This window comes from Stappia sp. (genome assembly GCF_048261845.1).
Lineage (GTDB): Bacteria > Pseudomonadota > Alphaproteobacteria > Rhizobiales > Stappiaceae > Stappia.
Map to the genome: position 1 here is coordinate 31,012 of NZ_JBLXFR010000017.1, position 16,888 is coordinate 47,899.

16 protein-coding genes are annotated in these 16,888 nt (G+C 66.0%); 13 read left to right on the forward strand and 3 right to left on the reverse strand.

The genetic code is table 11. The features are described 5' to 3' along the window. Positions 1-2: 2 nt before the first annotated feature. Together ACN0T5_RS09360 and ACN0T5_RS09365 are read right to left on the reverse strand one after the other, a co-directional pair. Positions 3-1,394, reverse strand: coding sequence for a lysine N(6)-hydroxylase/L-ornithine N(5)-oxygenase family protein (locus ACN0T5_RS09360; RefSeq protein ID WP_417768361.1), 1,392 nt, complete (start codon positions 1,392-1,394; stop codon positions 3-5). A 261-nt stretch (positions 1,395-1,655) separates the two neighbouring features. After that, entirely contained in the window at positions 1,656-2,399 is a 744-nt protein-coding gene (locus ACN0T5_RS09365; RefSeq protein WP_417768362.1) for an ectoine synthase, read from the reverse strand. A 243-nt stretch (positions 2,400-2,642) separates the two neighbouring features. Between ACN0T5_RS09365 and ACN0T5_RS09370 the strand changes: the two genes are divergently transcribed. Further along, entirely contained in the window at positions 2,643-3,245 is a 603-nt protein-coding gene (locus ACN0T5_RS09370) for a gamma-glutamylcyclotransferase (RefSeq protein ID WP_417768363.1), read from the forward strand. Here ACN0T5_RS09370 and hydA read toward each other — a convergent pair. After that, positions 3,208-4,620, reverse strand: coding sequence for a dihydropyrimidinase (hydA, locus tag ACN0T5_RS09375; RefSeq protein ID WP_417768364.1), 1,413 nt, complete (start codon positions 4,618-4,620; stop codon positions 3,208-3,210). The genes ACN0T5_RS09370 and hydA overlap by 38 nt on opposite strands. A 142-nt stretch (positions 4,621-4,762) precedes the next feature. Between hydA and ACN0T5_RS09380 the strand changes: the two genes are divergently transcribed. The 12 genes from ACN0T5_RS09380 (at position 4,763) to ACN0T5_RS09435 (ending at position 16,856) form a co-directional block, all read left to right on the forward strand. Continuing rightward, positions 4,763-5,416 (forward strand): GntR family transcriptional regulator, encoded by a 654-nt coding sequence (locus ACN0T5_RS09380; RefSeq protein WP_417768365.1) that lies wholly within the window; start codon positions 4,763-4,765, stop codon positions 5,414-5,416. Positions 5,417-5,519: 103 nt separating this feature from the next. Continuing rightward, positions 5,520-5,918: a VOC family protein gene (locus ACN0T5_RS09385; protein WP_417768366.1), complete on the forward strand. Its 399-nt coding sequence runs from the start codon at positions 5,520-5,522 to the stop codon at positions 5,916-5,918. A 111-nt stretch (positions 5,919-6,029) separates the two neighbouring features. Further along, a complete protein-coding gene (locus tag ACN0T5_RS09390; protein ID WP_417768367.1) occupies positions 6,030-7,580 on the forward strand; it encodes an ABC transporter substrate-binding protein in 1,551 nt (516 codons plus the stop codon). Positions 7,581-7,672: 92 nt separating this feature from the next. Continuing rightward, positions 7,673-8,638, forward strand: coding sequence for an ABC transporter permease (locus tag ACN0T5_RS09395; protein WP_417768368.1), 966 nt, complete (start codon positions 7,673-7,675; stop codon positions 8,636-8,638). Between the two features lies 1 nt (position 8,639). Then, positions 8,640-9,515 carry an ABC transporter permease gene (locus ACN0T5_RS09400; RefSeq protein WP_417768369.1) on the forward strand — a complete coding sequence of 292 codons (876 nt, stop codon included), beginning with the start codon at positions 8,640-8,642 and terminating at the stop codon, positions 9,513-9,515. Beyond that, positions 9,515-10,513, forward strand: coding sequence for an ABC transporter ATP-binding protein (locus ACN0T5_RS09405; RefSeq protein WP_417768370.1), 999 nt, complete (start codon positions 9,515-9,517; stop codon positions 10,511-10,513). The genes ACN0T5_RS09400 and ACN0T5_RS09405 overlap by 1 nt, the downstream gene beginning before the upstream one ends. Then, positions 10,510-11,532, forward strand: coding sequence for an ABC transporter ATP-binding protein (locus ACN0T5_RS09410; RefSeq protein ID WP_417768371.1), 1,023 nt, complete (start codon positions 10,510-10,512; stop codon positions 11,530-11,532). Before ACN0T5_RS09405 ends, ACN0T5_RS09410 begins: the two co-directional genes overlap by 4 nt. Beyond that, entirely contained in the window at positions 11,529-12,995 is a 1,467-nt protein-coding gene (locus ACN0T5_RS09415) for an ABC transporter substrate-binding protein (RefSeq protein WP_417768372.1), read from the forward strand. The genes ACN0T5_RS09410 and ACN0T5_RS09415 overlap by 4 nt, the downstream gene beginning before the upstream one ends. A 9-nt stretch (positions 12,996-13,004) precedes the next feature. Further along, positions 13,005-14,480 (forward strand): amidohydrolase family protein, encoded by a 1,476-nt coding sequence (locus ACN0T5_RS09420; RefSeq protein ID WP_417768373.1) that lies wholly within the window; start codon positions 13,005-13,007, stop codon positions 14,478-14,480. Next, positions 14,477-15,136, forward strand: a complete 660-nt coding sequence (locus tag ACN0T5_RS09425) for an aspartate/glutamate racemase family protein (protein ID WP_417768374.1) — start codon at positions 14,477-14,479, stop codon at positions 15,134-15,136. The genes ACN0T5_RS09420 and ACN0T5_RS09425 overlap by 4 nt, the downstream gene beginning before the upstream one ends. Positions 15,137-15,156: 20 nt before the next feature. Continuing rightward, positions 15,157-16,080: a dihydrodipicolinate synthase family protein gene (locus ACN0T5_RS09430; protein WP_417768375.1), complete on the forward strand. Its 924-nt coding sequence runs from the start codon at positions 15,157-15,159 to the stop codon at positions 16,078-16,080. Next, positions 16,080-16,856, forward strand: coding sequence for an SDR family oxidoreductase (locus tag ACN0T5_RS09435; RefSeq protein WP_417768376.1), 777 nt, complete (start codon positions 16,080-16,082; stop codon positions 16,854-16,856). Before ACN0T5_RS09430 ends, ACN0T5_RS09435 begins: the two co-directional genes overlap by 1 nt. Positions 16,857-16,888 lie beyond the last annotated feature (32 nt).

Consider the following 16,888-nt stretch of genomic DNA (forward strand, 5'->3'; position numbering starts at 1 on the left):
CCTCACCCCCCGGCCGAGGCCGCTTCGTCCGCCGGCGCGACGGGTGCGGAGAAGCGCTGGAACGCCACCCGGCGCTCCACCGGGTAATACTCCTTGCCGAGCACATCCCGGATGATCACCGAATTCCGGTAGCAGGCCTGCCCGAGATCCGGCGGCAGGTAGCTGTCGGCGTGGATTTCCGCGTTCTGCACGAAAATCCCGCGGCCCTCCGTATCGATAGAGCCGTTGCGGGCGACGGCGAAACGCCCCTCCCCGCACCAGTTGATCCGATCGCTGACCGGAGCAAGATAGTCCGGCACCTTGAAGCGGTAGCCGGTTCCCAGGATCAGTGCCTCCGTTTCCATCCGGAAGGAGCGTTCCTCCTCCATCTGGCGAAAGCTCATCTGGAACAGCCCTGTCGCGGGATCGTGGGTGCAGGCCTCGATTTCCGTGTTCGACATCAGTGTCATGTCGACATCGCCATACAGCTGCTTGCGGTAGCGCAGGTCATAGATGTCGTTGATCAGCGAGGGATTGATGCCCTGGAAGATCGCCTGCATGGCGCGCACAAGGTCCTCGCGCTTGGGCCGAGACAGCGAGAAGAAGTATTCCGCATAGTCGGGCGTCGTCATCTGCAGCGTCAGCTTGGTCAGCTCGCGCGGCACCAGGCGGGAAGATCTCGTGATCCAGTTGAGTGTGTAGCCGTGCCGGTCGATGTCGCTCAGGAGGTCGTGATAGACCTCCGCCGCGCTCTGGCCGGAGCCGACGACGGTGATCGATTTCTTCTGCCGGATCTCGTCGCGGTGGCGCATGTAGTCGGCGCTGTGCATCACCTTGTCGCGCACCGCCTCGCAGGCCGCCGGCACGTTCGGCGACATGCCGGATCCCAGCACGATATGCTTCGCCAGCAGCGTCTTGCGCTGGCCCATCTTCGTGTTGAGGCAGGTGACCTTGTAGACGCCCGCCGCCTCGTCATACTCGACCTGCTCCACCTCCCGGTTGAAGACGACATTGTCGAGCCGGCCCGCCGCCCAGCGGTAGTATTGGTTGAACTCGTTGCGCAGCAGGAAGAAGTTCTCTGTGTCGAGCAGGAACGCATAGAAGGCATAGATGCGCCCGGTCTGCTTCAGATAGTTCAGGAAGCTGTATTCGCTGGTCGGATCGGCCAGCGTGACGAGATCGCACAGGAACGGCGTCTGCAGCGTCGCCGTTTCCAGCAGCGTGCCCTCGTGCCAGTTGAACTGGTCCTTGCGTTCCAGGAACAGGCAATCGAGATCGCGGATCGGCTGGGTCAGGCAGGCAAGGCCAAGATTGAACGGACCGATGCCGATGCCGATGATGTCGTGAACCTGGCTGCCGGTCTGGCCGGCACGGCCCCGCCCCTCTTCCGGCCCTTGCACGGACTGCGACATCATCCAGGCTCCTTTCGACGATTGCGGCCCGGCGCGGGCTCGACCAGACCGGTCGGATGCCGGCCGGAGGCGGCCCGGCCCTGCGCACATGCATCAGCCGATCCTCCGCCAAAACCTTATCGAGGTGCCGGATGTTACTGAAATATATTATATTCGCGCCAGTCGGTTGCTTTTTGAATGACGCTCAACTGATCGTTCCGACCAAGCGGCGCGTCCGGAGCGCGACCTCGGGGCCGCGCCGGAAACGACACCCGGGCACCACTTCTAGTAGGAGGACGGGCTCTTGCCGGAAAAGTCGTGCGCCTCATGGCCCTCGATGGGCGGGCTGAAGACGCTGAGGCAGACGGACGGGTCGCGCACCACCATGCGATGAGCGTCGTTCCGGTTCATGATGAACACGGTCGCCCCCGCGCCGTTGGTGTCGATCGGGTGACTGCCGCTCTCCCACACATATTCGCCGCTGCCGGATACGTAGTAGCAGCTCTCGAAATGATGCTTGTACTGAAGGGGCGAGTCGGTGTTGGCATTGCCCAGCGTCTGGCACAGCGCGAAGCCGAAACCGTCATCGCGGACCAGAAGGCGGCGGCTCTGCCCGTTGCCCCAGAACACGTCGCGCCCGGTGCCGACCGTCTCCGCGACGCGCCGGATCAGCGGTTCGGCGCGGATCGCCTCCTCCGGCCCCTCGCCGCCGAAGATCGTGCAGATGCGCAGATCGGTCTCGGCGTGGAAGGTGATGTCGGTTCCCGCGCGGGCGGCAATCAGCGTGTCGGCCTCGACGATGGCGCTGCGGCCACCGACGGTGACCATGCCGTTGCCGGACAGACAGAAATGCGCCTGGGCGGGAAACTCCGAGGGCGCGTCACGGGCGACCGTGTCGCTGGTACCCGCGGCCAGCGTCGTGTCAAACACCGCATGCCCCACCTGGTCGGTGCGCGCGACGATCTCGCGGGACGGGGCGTAGCGGAAGACCGGCACATCGCCGGCAGCCTTGAACGTACGGACGATCATGATCCTCACCTCCTCGATCAGGGGCCGGCCATCAGACATACCGCACGCATTTCAATAAGTATAAATCTTGTTTTGTATTAGAACGTGAGAAATGAATATCGAATGCATGGCTATTTCTTACAATATAAAAAGATATCCGGCCTGCAATTTATAAATACAGATAAGATATTTCCGGCAAGATTACCCGAGAGACTAGACTTGCGCGCGAGCGGGCCGCGAACGGCACGAAACGCGAGGGGGCGCATGTCCGGCGACAGCCATGGCAACCGGGACCTTTGGGTCTTCGGCTACGGATCGCTGATGTGGCGACCGGGTTTCGCCCATGCCGCCTCCTGCCGGGCACGCCTTCACGGCTACAGGCGCCGGCTCTGCATCTATTGCGAGCGTCATCGCGGCACGCCGGCCCGGCCCGGCCTCGTGTTCGGGCTCGACCGGGGCGGCTCCTGCGTCGGCCTCGCGTTTCGCGTTCCCGGCGCACACCGGGCCGCCGCCCTTGCCTATCTGCGCCGGCGCGAGCTTGGCTGCGGCGCCTACCGGGAACGGCATCTCGGTATCCGGCTGGAAAGCGGGGAGAGTGTGCGGGCGCTCTGCTACACGGCCAATCACGCACATGCGCACTATGCCGGCAACCTGTCTCCGCCGGAGGCCGCCGGGATCGTTGCCGGCGCCAACGGTCCTTCCGGTGCCAACCGCGACTACATGCTGAACACGCTCCGCCATCTCGGCGATCTCGGCATCGTCGATCCCTGGCTCGCGCAGGTCGCGCGCCTCGTCGATGCCGTACCGGCTGCGGCGCCGGTTGCAGCGATCAGTTCGCAGGCGTCATTGCCGGACTGCGTTCCATGACCACGCGGCGCCCGCGGCCCGGACGGGCCTGAAGCGTGCCGCCGTGCACGATCACTTCGCCGCGCGACAGCACGGTTTCCGGCCAGCCGGCGACCTCCCGCCCGGCGAAAGGGTTGTAACCGACATTGTCGTTCAGGTCGTCGGCGCCCAGCACCCGCCGCGCATCCGGGTTCCAGATGGCGATATCGGCATCGTATCCGGGATCCAGACGCCCCTTGCCCGCCAATCCGAACAACGCGGCCGGGGCCGTCGCGGTCAGTTCCACGAATTTCTCCGCGCCGAGGCGGCCGCCCGCCACCATCGCGTCGAACATCAGGGGCAGGCGCAGTTCCAGACCCGGCATGCCGTTGGCGATGCGGTTGAAGGGCGGCGCCTCGCCATGGGCGAACTTGCCGCTTGCGTCCATCCGATACGGTGCGTGGTCCGAGGTGACGAGTTGCAGGTCGCCGAGCGCCAGTCCGCGCCACAGCGCCTCCTGGTCTGCGGCCTGGCGCTGCGGCGGACTGCAGAGCAGCGCTGCGGCTTCCATGCCCGGCCGGTCGAGATCGGCTTCCGTCATGAAGAGATAGTGCGGGCAGGTTTCCGCCCAGACCGGCGCGCCCCTTCCCCGGGCAGCGCGAACGATCTCGACACCTTCGCGCGTCGAGACGTGAAACAGCATCACCGGCTGTCCCGTGGCCTCGGAAAACCGGCAGATGCGCTCCAGCGCCTCGATCTCGGCAAGCCGGGGATGCGACAGGGCGTGGAAACGGGGAGCCGTGTCGCCGGCTGCCAGCAGGCGTTCCGTGGCCCAGCGTATCAGCCCGTCATTCTCCGCATGGAAGCAGACCAGTGCGCCACCGCCCCGCGCCACCTCCAGCACCCTGAGGATCGACAGGTCGTCGAGCCGGACCTTGTCATAGGTGGTGAAGACCTTGATCGAGCGGTGACCTTCACCCACCAGCCGTGAGATATCGGCAAGGTTCCCGCCGGAAATGTCGGCGACGATCATGTGGTAGGCATGGTCGATCAGTGCGCCCCGGCTTGCACATGCAGCATAGTCGGCCATCACGTCGGCGATCCGCATTCCCGGATGCTGCGCGGCGAAGGATACCGTTGTGGTGGTACCACCGAAAGCGGCGGAGCGCGTTGCGGTCTCGAACGTGTCAGCATTCATCAGGCCTGCGCCGGAAAGCTGCTCGATGTGACAGTGGGTGTCGACGCCGCCGGGCATCACCAGCCGATCGCTGGCGTCGATCTCCTCGGCGCCCGCGCCCAGGTCGCGGCCGAGCGCCGCCACCCGGCCGCCCGAAACCGCCAGATCCGCCTCGAAGGTTCCTTGCGCGGAGACGATCGTCCCACCGCGAATGACGAGATCATAGGTCTTGCCGGTCATGGATGCTCCCTTCGTTGCCGTCACGATATACACTGTGTATACCGTAATTGACAACTCGCCCCCTGCCTCCTGTTCGCAAGGGTCGATATCATGCAGGAAAGGTCATGCCGCAAGCGGCCGGCCATCTGGCGGAGCGATCAGAATGTCCAGCTTAGAACACGGCCAGACGCTTGGCGACACCACCCATGACCGGTTGCGCCGGATGATCGTCAGCGGCGAGTTGCCCGCCGGGACACGGCTTCAGGAAAAGGCCTTCGCCGACCGGCTCGGCGTGTCGCGGACGCCGGTGCGCGAGGCGATCGCCCGCCTCGTCTCGGAGGGTCTGGTCACCCGCTCGCAAGGCGGAGTGCCCGTGGTCAACCAGATTTCAATCTCGGAAATCATTGAAATCCTTCACATAAGACGCCTTCTGGAATGCGAGTCCGCGCGCCAGGCCGCGACCGTGCATGCCCAGGTGGAACCGCTCCTGTCCTTGCGTGCACGCACAGAGGCCCTGCTTGCAGGCGGCATGACGACACCGGCCGAACACGCCGATCTGGACGAGGAATTTCACACGACGATCGCGCGGGTTTCCGGCTCGCGGCTGCTGGCCGAGCTCGTCCAGAACCTCAAGCTGAAGACCCGCATCTTCGACAAGGGCTTTATTCCCGAACGGTTCGAGCCCGGCCTTAAAGAGCATCTCGACATACTCGATGCGATTCTCGCCCGCGATTCCTCGCGAGCCGAAACGGCGATGCGCCGCCATCTCGACAATGTACGCGAGTCGATCCTGACCTCCATCCAGCGCCTCTACTGATTTTCGATATCGCTATTTTTTCGGGGTGTGGAACTATGTCCATTGACTCGGAATGCCGACGGTATACCATCGGCATGCAATCACGACCGAGGATCCCTCCCCCATGACGAGCCAGACAGACGTGCGCCGCCCGGCCGGCGACCCGCTGCTCACCGTGACGTTCCTGTACTTCCGCGACCTGCCCCGTGCGATGGCCTTCTACGAGACGGTTCTTGGCGTCGAGCTGGCCATCGACCAGGGCTGGTCGAAGATCTACCGCCTTGGTGGCACGGCCCATGTCGGCCTCGTCGACGAAACACGCGGCTCGCATCGCGCCGCCGATCCCAAGCCGGTTCAGCTCTGCATGCGCGTCGCGGATGTCGACGCCTGGCATGCCTGGGCGGCGAGCTGCGGCGTCGCCGCCCTCACAGCTCCCAAAGACAGTCCCTCCCTCGGCATCCGGGCTTTCGTCTTCGACGATCCGGAGGGCTACCAGATCGAGATCCAGTCCGTTCTCGGCTGATCCCGCCGCCACGCAAGACGGTGCGGACCTCTCTGGCCCGCGCCTGCCACTGCCCAGCATCGAACGAAGGCGGCCAACCGCCTCGCAGATCACCAGAAAAGGGGAATCCAGATGAAATTTCGGCCCAGCATGACGCGACTGCTCGCTTCAGTGGCGCTTGTCGCTCTCACCGGTTCCGCGGCTCTTGCCGACAAGACGCTGACCATCGGCCTGACCTCGGATGCCGTCCACATGGACCCGCAGGCGGGCGAGGAGCTCAGCTCCAACATCATGTACTATCACATCCATGACGCGCTGGTCCGCCGCGATGCAGACCTGCGGTTCGGCCCCGGCCTTGCCGAAAGCTGGGAGCTTGTCGACGACACCACCTGGGTGTTCAGGCTGCGCGAGGGCGTCACGTTCCATGACGGCGATGTCTTCAAGGCCTCGGACGTCATCTTCACGCTGGACCGTCTCAAGGCGTCGCTGATGGCCAATCTGGCCGCCAATATCGAGAGCTTCCGCGCCATCGACGACCGCACGGTCGAGATCAGGACCTTCCGCCCTTATGCGGCGCTGCCCAACGACCTCGCCGCGATCCTGATCCTTTCGGAGGATCACGTGAAGAAGGTCGGCGACAAGCTCGACCAGCAGCCGATGGGCACGGGCCCCTACAAGCTGGTGGAATGGGTGAAGGAGGATCGCATCGTCCTGGAGGCGTTCGACGGATACCATCTGGGCGAGGCAGCCGTCGAAAACGTCACCTTCCGGCCGATCACCAATCCGGCAACGCGTACCGCCGCCCTGCTCACCGGCGAGGTGGACATCGTCCAGGATCTTGCGGTGCGTGACGTGCAGCGGGTGAAGGACACCGACGGGTTCGAGGTCGTGACCCGCCCGAGCCTGCTCAATCTCGTGCTGGCGCTCGACGTCCGCGAAAAGAGCCCCACGATCGAGGGCGACAATCCGATGACCGACCGGCGCGTCCGCGAGGCGATGGCCCGGGCCATAGACGTCGCGACCATTTCGCGGGTGATCATGAACGGCCTGTCGACACCGTCCGCCCAGTATGTGCCGGAAAGCCATGTCGGCTACCTGGAAGGCGCCGATTTCCACCAGATGTACCCCTATGATGTCGAACGGGCGAAGGAACTGATGGCGGAGGCGGGGTTTGCCGACGGGTTCACCCTGACGCTCGACGCCACCAACAACCGTTATGTCAACGATGCCCAGATCGCCCAGGCGCTCGCCTCGATGCTGGCCAAGATCAACGTCAAGCTCGTCCTCAACCTGATGCCGAAGTCGAACTTCTTCGGCTACATCCGCGTGCCATCGGACAAGTCGAGCTTCATCATGTCCGGCTGGGACGTGCCCTCCGGCGATGCCGGCTCGATGTATGGCGTGATGTTCTACTCGCGCGGCAAGAAGGAAGGCTACGGCCAGGTCAATCGCGGTTCCTATTCGAACCCGGACGTCGACGCGCTGATCGACAAGGCCGACAGCACGCCGCGCGTGGAAGAGCGCGACGCGCATCTCCAGGCCGTGACGAAGATCCTGCTCGAGGACATCCCGATGATACCGGTCCACTACGAGCAGGACATCTATGCCGCGCGCGACGGCGTGACCTTCACGCCGCGCACGGACAAGTTCCTGTGGGCCTACGAAATGGACGTGAAGGACTGACCCCTTCCCCCTTTTCGCAACGGAGCGGCACGCGCTGGCGCGCCGCTCCCGGCCTTTTCTCAGGCAGGTGAACCTGTACAGGGACCACGCGCGTGCTCGGCTACACGATCAAACGACTGTTGCAGATGATCTTCGTGCTGTGGATCGTCTCGATCATCGTCTTCCTGATGATGAGCTTCACCGGCGATCCGGTCTTCATGGTGATCCCCATCGATTCCACCGATGCGGAGATCGAGCAGGCGCGCCGCATTCTCGGCCTCGACCGCTCGCTGCCCGAGCAGTACCTGATCTTCCTCGAGGGTCTGCTGCGCGGCGATTTCGGACGCTCCTATGTCTACCGCCAGCCGGCGCTCGACCTGATCCTTGAACGCCTGCCGGCGACGCTGGAGATCGTCGTCGTGGCGATGGCGATCGCCGCGACGATCGCGATCCCGCTCGGCGTCTATGCCGGCGCCAATCCGAGCCGTCCCGAAAGCCGGGCGATCATGTCCGGCTCGCTTCTCGGCATCTCGCTGCCGAGTTTCTGGGTGGGGATGATGCTGATCTTCATCTTCGCGGTGAACTGGCGCGTCTTTCCCTCTTCCGGGCGCGGCGACACGGTCGAGTTCCTCGGGCTCAAGACGTCGCTGCTGACCGCCGACGGCTGGCATCACATCCTGCTGCCCTCGATCACGCTGTCGCTGGGCACGATGGCGATCCTTCTGCGCATCACCCGCGCCGGGATGATGGAGGTGACCCGGCAGGATTTCATGAAATTCGCGCGGGCCAAGGGCGTTTCGCGGCGCGGCGTCCTGTACGGGCACGGGCTGCGCAACGCGCTCATTCCCGTCGTCACCATCTTCGGCCTCCAGCTCGGCGACCTGATCGCCTTCGCCACGATCACCGAGACGATCTTCGCCTGGCCGGGTCTCGGCAAGCTGCTGATCGATTCCATCTACCGCGCCGACCGGCCGGTCATCGTGGTCTACCTGATGCTCGTCGCCTTCATTTTCGTGGCGATCAACTTCCTGGTCGACATGGTCTACACGTGGATCGACCCGCGCATAACGGTGAAATAAGATGAGCGCGACCTTCCTCGCTTCCGAATTCTTCCACAACTACAAGCGCAACCCCTCGGCGATCGCCGGCAGCGCGATCCTGGTGATCTTCACGGTCATTGTCGTGGCCGGACCGCTGTTCGTTGCCCAGAACCCCTATGACGTTGCCCAGCTGGACCTGCTCGACAGCTACAAGCCGCCGGTGTGGCTGGAGGGGGGAGACACCCGCTTCCTGCTCGGCACCGACGGCCAGGGGCGCGGCGTTCTCGCCGGTATCCTGTATGGCACCCGCGTCTCGGTGATGATCGGCGTCAGCGCCATGGTCATGTCCTGCCTCGTGGGGACGACGCTGGGCTTGCTCGCCGGTTTCTATGGCGGTCGGCTCGACGCGGCGATCATGCGCATCGCCGACATCCAGCTCTCCTTCCCGTCCATGCTCATCGCGCTGTTCCTGATGTCCGCCTTCGGCACGGGCATCGACAAGGTGCTGATCGCGCTCACCGCCGTCGGCTGGGTCGTCTACGCAAGGACGGTGCGCGGCTCGACGCTTTCCGAGGTGCAGAAGGAATACGTCCAGGCGGCACGGGTCGCGGGGCTGCGCGACGGCAAGATCATTCGCCGCCATGTCCTGCCCAACGTGCTGACGCCGCTGATCGTGGTGGCGACCGTGCAGGTCGGGTCCTTCATCCTGATCGAGGCGAGCCTGTCCTTCCTCGGCGTTGGCGTGCCGATCACCGAACCCTCGCTCGGACTCCTGATCAAGAACGGCTTCGACGTGCTGTTCTCCGGCCTGTGGTGGACCTCCGTGTTTCCAGGCCTGTTCATCATGGCACTGGTCTTCGGCATCAACCTGTTCGGCGACTTCCTGCGCGATGAACTCAATCCGAGGCTGAAGTGATGGCGCACGACACGACAGCGGCCGGCGCCCTGCTCGCCGTCGAGAACCTGCGGACCTGGTTCCACACCTTCTCCGGCACGGTGAAGGCGGTGAACGGGGTCAGCTTCTCGCTGAAGCCCGGCGAGATCATGGGGCTCGTCGGGGAAAGCGGTGGCGGCAAGTCCGTCGTCGGCTTCTCGATCCTCGGCCTGATCGACCCGCCGGGCCGGATCGAGGGCGGCCGCATCCTGTTCAACGGGGAGGACCTCGTTGCGGCCGGCGAGCCGCGCCTGCGCCGGATCCGGGGCCGCGACATCGCCATGGTCTTCCAGGACCCGATGACCTCGCTGAACCCGCTGCGGACGGTGGGCGAGCAGATGGACGAGATGCTGCGCCTGCACACGGACCTGGACGCCCGCGCCCGCCGCGAGCGCTGCATCCGCATGTTGGAGGATGTCGGCATCTCGCGCGCGGCAGAGCGGCTTGCTTCCTATCCGCATCAGTTCTCCGGCGGCATGCGCCAGCGCGTCGTCATCGCCATTGCCATGCTGGCGGAGCCGAAACTGGTGATCGCCGACGAACCGACCACCGCGCTCGATGTCACGATCCAGGCGCAGATCCTGAAACTGATGCGGCACCAGATCCGCGAGCATGGCGCCTCGATGATCCTGATCACGCACGATCTCGCCGTCGTCTCGGAAATGGCCGACCACATCACCGTCCTTTATTGCGGCAAGGTGGTGGAGCGCGGCGCCACCGACGATGTCATCCGCCGTCCGGCACACCCGTACACGCGCGGGCTGATCGACAGCATTCCGAACCCGGAGCATCGCACCGCGCGGCTCAGCCAGATCCCCGGCGCCGTGCCCGACATCCGCAAGCTGCCGAAGGGGTGCACCTTCCGCGATCGCTGCCCGCGCGCCGCTGCCATCTGCGCGACAAGCGAGCCCGACCTCACGCTTGCCGGCGGACGGGCCTTTGCCTGCCACTTCCCGCTAGAGGAAGGAGAGACCCGATGACCGCAATGCTGCAGGTGGACGACCTGCGCCAGGAGTTCCGCATCGGCGGATCGATGCTCGACCGCATGCGCTTCACAGACGGCCGGCTGCGATTTCCCGACCGGCGCGTCCAGGCGGTGAACGGGGTGTCCTTCGCCATCGAGCGCGGCGAGGTTCTGGCCCTGGTCGGCGAGAGCGGGTGCGGCAAGTCGACGGTCGCCAAGACCATCGCCCGCATCTACCGGCCGAGCGCCGGGTCGATCCGCATCGACGGGGAAGACATCTCCCGCCACGGCGTGCGGGAGATGCTGCCGGTGCGCGCCCGGATGCAGATGATCTTCCAGGATCCCTTCGCCTCGCTGAATCCGCGCCAAAGGGTGCGCGACATCGTCGCCGAGCCGCTGCTGGAACAGACGAAGGGCCGCGCCGCGCGCAGGGAGGTCGCCGACAAGACGCTGGCGCTGCTCGCCCGTGTCGGTCTCAACACGGAACATGCCGGACGCTATCCGCACCAGTTCTCCGGCGGCCAGCGGCAACGCATCGGCATTGCCCGGGCACTGTCGGTGAACCCGGGCCTGATCATCGCCGACGAGCCGGTCTCCGCCCTCGACGTCTCGATCCAGGCGCAGATCCTCAACCTGATGATGGACCTGCGCGACGAATTCGGCCTCGCCTATCTCTTCATCAGCCATGATCTGGCCGTGGTGCACCACATCGCCGACCGGATCGGCGTGATGTATCTCGGGTTTCTGGTGGAGACCGCGCCGCGCGACCGGCTCTTCTCGGCCCCGCGCCATCCCTATACGCGCGCGCTCCTGTCCGCCGCCCCTTCCATCGAAAAGATCCGGCCGCGTGAGGAAATCGAGCTGAGCGGCGAGGTTCCTTCCGCCCTAGACCTTCCCTCCGGCTGCTGTTTTCGCACCCGCTGCCCGCTCGCCTTCGAGCGCTGCAAGGTGGAGCGCCCGATCCTGAAAGACACGGGCGGCGGCCAGCAGGTCGCCTGTCATCTCGTCGACGAACCGGAGCGCGATATCCAATGACCCCAGACATGTCCGGCGTGGCGACGATCGCCCTGCCCCGCCTGCCGCTTGGCGATCCGCATGACTGCACCGATGCCAATGACGAACTGAGCCTCTATCTCGCCTTCTACGACACGCTGGTGAAGCGCCGGAACGGACGCTTCGTGCCGCATCTGGCGCACTCGTGGCGCGTCGACGAGGATGCCCGGAGCTGGACCTTCGAGCTGCGCCCCGGCATCCGTTTCCACGACGGCACGGCATGCGATGCCGAGGCCGTCGCCGCCTCGCTGCGCCGCATGGCACGCGAGGACAAGGGATATACGCTCGGCTCGCCGGCGGTCTGGCGGCAATATCTCGGCGATGCCGAGATCGACGCGGACGGGCTGACACTGCGCATCCGCCTCGGCGCGCCGATCGCGGACCTGCTGGACGTGCTGGTCCAGGGCTTCATCGTCGCACCGTCGATCCTTGGACGGCTCGACCGGGGCGAACGCGCACTCGCCTGCGGCACCGGCCCCTATGTCGCGGAAACCTTCGCCGCGGGCCTGGTCAGCTCGCGGCGCAATCCCCACTGGTTCGCCGGGCGGCCGGCCAATGCGGGCCTGCGCTTTCTGCTCGAGCCGGATGCAGGCACTCGGCTGGAGATGCTGAGGGACGGGCGGGCGCAACTTGCCAACACGCTCGATCCGGCGGCGGGCGGCCCATCCCGTATCGATGGCCTGACGCTGCACCGGTTCGCCGCGCCGGTCGCCATCATCTACCTTCTCAACGCGGCGAAAGGTCCTCTCGCCGATGCGCGCGTGCGCCTTGCCCTCTCGCTTGCCGTCGATCGCGAGGCACTGATCAGGACGGTTCTACCCGGCGCTGCCGACCCGTTGCAGGGTTTCGTCAGTCCGAGACATTTCGGGGCGGGGACGGGCCCGGCCGGCGGCCCCGACCTTGCGCGCGCGAAAGCCCTTCTCGTGGAAGCCGGCCACGGCAACGGGCTCACGCTCGGCCTTGACTGCCCGACACGCCTGCCGGACGAGGCGGAGCGCCTGACCGCAGCGCTCGGGACACAGCTTGCGCGTATCGGCGTCCGTTTCGACGTGCATCTCCACCCGGACCGCGAGGCCTATGCACACATGGTCCGGCGCAAGGAGATCCGCGATCTCTGCGTCTTCGATTCCAGTCCGATGTCCACCTTCAGGGTGCTGCATGAAAAGATCGATTCCCGCATCGCCGGCGCGTGGTGGCAAGGCTATCGCAACCAGGTCGTGGAAGAGCTGATCGACATCGGCAGGGGGGCGACCGATGATGCCGCGCGCGCCTGTCGATACCGTGCCGCCTACGAGGAGTTGCAGCGCGATCCGCCGTGGCTGACCCTTTACAATCCGCATCGGGTCATCGGCCTGGCCGGCCATCACCCGGACTTTTCCCTTCCCGACGACGGCGTCATCGACGTCTCCGACCTGCCCGCGCTGGCCAGACAGGCCGCCACCTGAGGGATGACCATGACCAGGACACAGGCAGACCTCATCCTGTCCGGCGGAACGTTCATCCCCGTCGATGCCGGACGGCGCATCATCGACAATGGCGCCCTCGCGATCGCGGAGGGACGCATTCTCGCTGTCGGAACGGCAGCCGAGATCGAGGCCAGGTTTGCAGCGGCGCGCAGGATCGACACGCATGGCAAGGCGGTCATTCCCGGCCTCGTCGACGTCCATGCCCATGCCGGGCACGGCTTGATCAAGACCATGGGCATGGACCGGCCGGATCGCTGGGAAGCGATTTGCGGTGAAGTCTACACCACCGGATCGACGCCCGATTTCTGGTACGCGGAAGCCAGGCTCGCGGCGCTCGAGCGACTGCGTTTCGGCGTGACCACCGGCGTCTCGCTGCTTGGCGGCGGCGATACGATCATCCGGACGGACGATCCCGCCTACGGCTCGGCGCATGCCAATGGAATACGGGACGTCGGCACCCGCTCGGTCATCGCGGTCGGCCCGACCCGCGCGCCGCATCCCCTGACCTATGCCAATGGCGGCAGGGACCCTCGCCCCGTCTCCTTCGAAACGCAGCTCGCCACCTCGGCCGAGATTATGAAGCGCTGGCACGGGGCGGCGGGCGGACGCATCCGCGTCGCCCTGCTCTACCCCGTGCTGCGCGACGAACACGAGCGCGACATGTCCCCGGCCGACTACGAAGAGGCAAAGCGCCAGGCCGGCATCACCCGTGCGCTGTCGCGCGACAACGGCGTCCTGTTCACCCAGGACGGACATCGGGGCGGATCGGTGCTGCGCGCCGAGAAGATGGGCCTTCTGGGACCCGATGCCCTGCTCTCGCATGCTGTCGATCTCTCCGAGGAGGAGATCCGCATCTGTGCGCGCACGCGAACGCGCATCGCTCACAATCCGTCGGCCATCGCCTCGGTCTTCGGGCGCTGCCCGGCGATCGAACTGATGGAGGCCGGGGTCACGGTGGGGCTCGGCTCGGACGCAACCGCGCCCGACAGGTCCTCGGACATGTTCCGCCACATGCAGCAGGCCATGCATTATCACCGTCGCCACTTCCGCGACGCCGACGTCCTGCCGCCGGGCAAGGTGCTGGAGATGGCGACGATCGATGCCGCCGTCGCCCTTGGCATGGACCACGAGATCGGCTCTCTTGAACCGGGCAAGCGTGCCGACATCGTCGTCGTCGACATGAACCGGCCGCATCTGGCGCCGCCCAACATGATCGCGCACCGGCTGGTCTGCTTCGCCAACGGCAACGATGTCGAGACCGTGCTTGTGGACGGCGAGGTCTGCCTGGACAACGGACGGGCAACGCGCGTTTCCGAACGCGCCGTTCTGGACGACGCGGCGCGGGAGGCGGAGGCGATGATCGAGCGGATCGGGGGACGCGACGACCTCGCCGTGCCCGCGCATTTCTGGGGCTGCCCGCGTGGCCGCACCACCATCCCGCATCCACCGGAGGCCGGCCGATGACCCTTCACATTCTCAACCCGAACTCCTCGCGTCCGGTCACCGACGGCATTGATGCCGCCATCGCCCCCATGCGCTCCGTGTCGCCGGTCGAGATCCGCTGCCACCTGCTGCCCGAAGGGCCCGCCGGCATCGAGACACAGGTCCATGTCGAGGGGGTAGTCCGGCCGTTGCTGGCACAGGCCGCCGCGCTGGAGGCGACGGCCTCGGCCTTCGTCATCGCCTGTTTCTCCGACCCCGGTCTTGCTGCCCTGCGCGAGCAAAGCGCCCGCCCGGTGCTCGGCATCGGTGAGAGCGCCTATCTGACCGCCCTGACGATGGGACAGCGCTTCGGCATTGTCTCGATCAAGCGCGGCTCCGTTGCCCGTCATATCCGCACGCTTGGCGCCATGGGACTGCTCGACCGCCTCGCCGCCGACCGGCCGCTGGAACTCGGCGTTGCCGAGCTTGCCGAGCAGGAGCGCACCCGCGCGAGGCTCGAGCAGGTCGGCGCGCATCTGCGCGATGCCGACGGCGCCGATGTCCTCGTGCTCGGTTGCGCCGGCATGGCGGGCTATCGCGCCGCCCTTCAATCCACACTGAGCATTCCGGTGATCGATCCCTGCCAGGCCGCCACGGCCATGGCGCTGGGACGCATCGCGCTCGCCCGCTGCACATGACACGGAACGGAAAGGACAACATGACCCGATTGAGCGAAGCGGCGCGGGGCGTCTACGTCATCGCGATCACCCCCTTCACCGAAAGCGGCGCCCTCGATCTCGAAGGCTGCGACCGGATGGTCGATTTCTATCTGGAGGCGGGCGCCACCGGACTGACGGTTCTCGGCATGATGGGCGAGGCACCCAAGCTGACGAGCGAGGAGTCCGGGATTGTCGTCAACCGCATCCTGAAGCGGGTTGCCGGACGTGTACCGGTCGTCGTCGGCGTTTCCTCGCCGGGCTTTGCCCAGATGCAGACACTGACCTCCCAGGTCATGGATGACGGCGCGGCCGGCGTCATGATCGCGCCGCCGGGGTCGTTGCGCACCGACGACCAGATCGTCGCCTATTACGGTCAGGCGGCCGAGGCGATCGGCGACGTGCCCTTCGTGCTGCAGGATTTCCCGCTCGCCACCGGCGTGCAGATGTCCGTGCCGGTGATCTCGCGCATTGTTGCGGACAATCCGACCTGCGTCTGTCTCAAGCATGAGGACTGGCCGGGGCTTGCCAAGATCACGGCCCTGCGCAAGGCTGGCACGCTTGACCGGCGGATTTCGATCCTGTGTGGCAATGGCGGCGTTTTCCTGCCCGAGGAGATGGCACGCGGCGCCGACGGGGCGATGACCGGCTTCGCCTATCCGGAAATGATGGTCCATGTCGTGGAGGGCCATGCCCGGGGCGACATGGAGCGGGCCCGTGATCTCTTCGACGCCTACCTGCCGCTTGCCCGCTTCGAGCAGCAGCCCGGTCTCGGCCTCGCCATCCGCAAATACACTCTCTACAAACGGGGCATCATCGACACGCCGGCGCTTCGCAAGCCCGGAACCGCCCTCGATCCGCTGACGCGGGCCGAGGTCGACATGCTGGTTTCCCGCCTTGAAATGCGCCTGAAGGAGTTGAACTGATGGATCTGGGACTGAAGGGCAAGCGCGCCCTCGTGCTTGGAGCAAGCCGTGGCCTCGGCCGGGCGATCGCGGAAACGCTGGCGCGGGAAGGTGCATCCGTCATCGCGGCGGCCCGCAACGACGCGGCCATTGCCGAATGGGCAGCCGCCCTGCCCGGCACCGACGTGACGCCGCTGAAGATCGACCTTGCGGACATCGCCAGCGTCGATGCCGCCGCCGACCGCCTTCTTGCCGATGGCGGGGTCGACATCCTGATCAACAATGCTGGCGGACCGGCGCCCGGCACCGCGCTCGGCTCTCCCCGCGAAGGCTGGATCGACAATTTCGAGGCGATGGCCGCCAGCCTCTTCCATCTTTCCTCGCGGCTGGTGCCGGTGATGCGCGAGCGCGGCTGGGGCCGGGTGATCACCATCGGCTCCTCGGGCGTCGAGCAGCCGATCCCCAACCTTGCCATGTCGAACGGCATTCGCGCCGCGGTCCTGGCCTGGTCGAAGACGCTGGCGAGCGAGGTCGCGGCCGACGGCGTGACCGTCAACATGGTGGTGCCGGGCCGCATCCACACGGCGCGCGTCGACGAGCTCGACGCGGCGGCGGCCAAGCGCACCGGCAAAAGCGTCGAGGAGATCGCGAAGGCATCGGCGGCATCCATTCCGGCCGCGCGCTACGGCCGGCCGCAGGAATTCGCCGACATGGTCGGCTTCCTGGCATCGGAGCGCGCCTCCTATGTCACCGGCAGCCGGGTGCGCGTCGATGGCGGAGCGATCCGAAGCCTCTGAGACGGGCCCGGCTCGCGGGGACGAGGCTCCCG

Coding starts and splice junctions, on each gene's coding strand:
- ACN0T5_RS09360 (WP_417768361.1), bottom strand. CDS start 1,394: ATGATGTCGCAGTCCGTGCAAGGGCCGGAAGAGGGGCGGGGCCGTGCC.
- ACN0T5_RS09365 (WP_417768362.1), bottom strand. CDS start 2,399: ATGATCGTCCGTACGTTCAAGGCTGCCGGCGATGTGCCGGTCTTCCGC.
- ACN0T5_RS09370 (WP_417768363.1), top strand. CDS start 2,643: ATGTCCGGCGACAGCCATGGCAACCGGGACCTTTGGGTCTTCGGCTAC.
- hydA (WP_417768364.1), bottom strand. CDS start 4,620: ATGACCGGCAAGACCTATGATCTCGTCATTCGCGGTGGGACGATCGTC.
- ACN0T5_RS09380 (WP_417768365.1), top strand. CDS start 4,763: ATGTCCAGCTTAGAACACGGCCAGACGCTTGGCGACACCACCCATGAC.
- ACN0T5_RS09385 (WP_417768366.1), top strand. CDS start 5,520: ATGACGAGCCAGACAGACGTGCGCCGCCCGGCCGGCGACCCGCTGCTC.
- ACN0T5_RS09390 (WP_417768367.1), top strand. CDS start 6,030: ATGAAATTTCGGCCCAGCATGACGCGACTGCTCGCTTCAGTGGCGCTT.
- ACN0T5_RS09400 (WP_417768369.1), top strand. CDS start 8,640: ATGAGCGCGACCTTCCTCGCTTCCGAATTCTTCCACAACTACAAGCGC.
- ACN0T5_RS09405 (WP_417768370.1), top strand. CDS start 9,515: ATGGCGCACGACACGACAGCGGCCGGCGCCCTGCTCGCCGTCGAGAAC.
- ACN0T5_RS09410 (WP_417768371.1), top strand. CDS start 10,510: ATGACCGCAATGCTGCAGGTGGACGACCTGCGCCAGGAGTTCCGCATC.
- ACN0T5_RS09415 (WP_417768372.1), top strand. CDS start 11,529: ATGACCCCAGACATGTCCGGCGTGGCGACGATCGCCCTGCCCCGCCTG.
- ACN0T5_RS09420 (WP_417768373.1), top strand. CDS start 13,005: ATGACCAGGACACAGGCAGACCTCATCCTGTCCGGCGGAACGTTCATC.
- ACN0T5_RS09425 (WP_417768374.1), top strand. CDS start 14,477: ATGACCCTTCACATTCTCAACCCGAACTCCTCGCGTCCGGTCACCGAC.
- ACN0T5_RS09430 (WP_417768375.1), top strand. CDS start 15,157: ATGACCCGATTGAGCGAAGCGGCGCGGGGCGTCTACGTCATCGCGATC.
- ACN0T5_RS09435 (WP_417768376.1), top strand. CDS start 16,080: ATGGATCTGGGACTGAAGGGCAAGCGCGCCCTCGTGCTTGGAGCAAGC.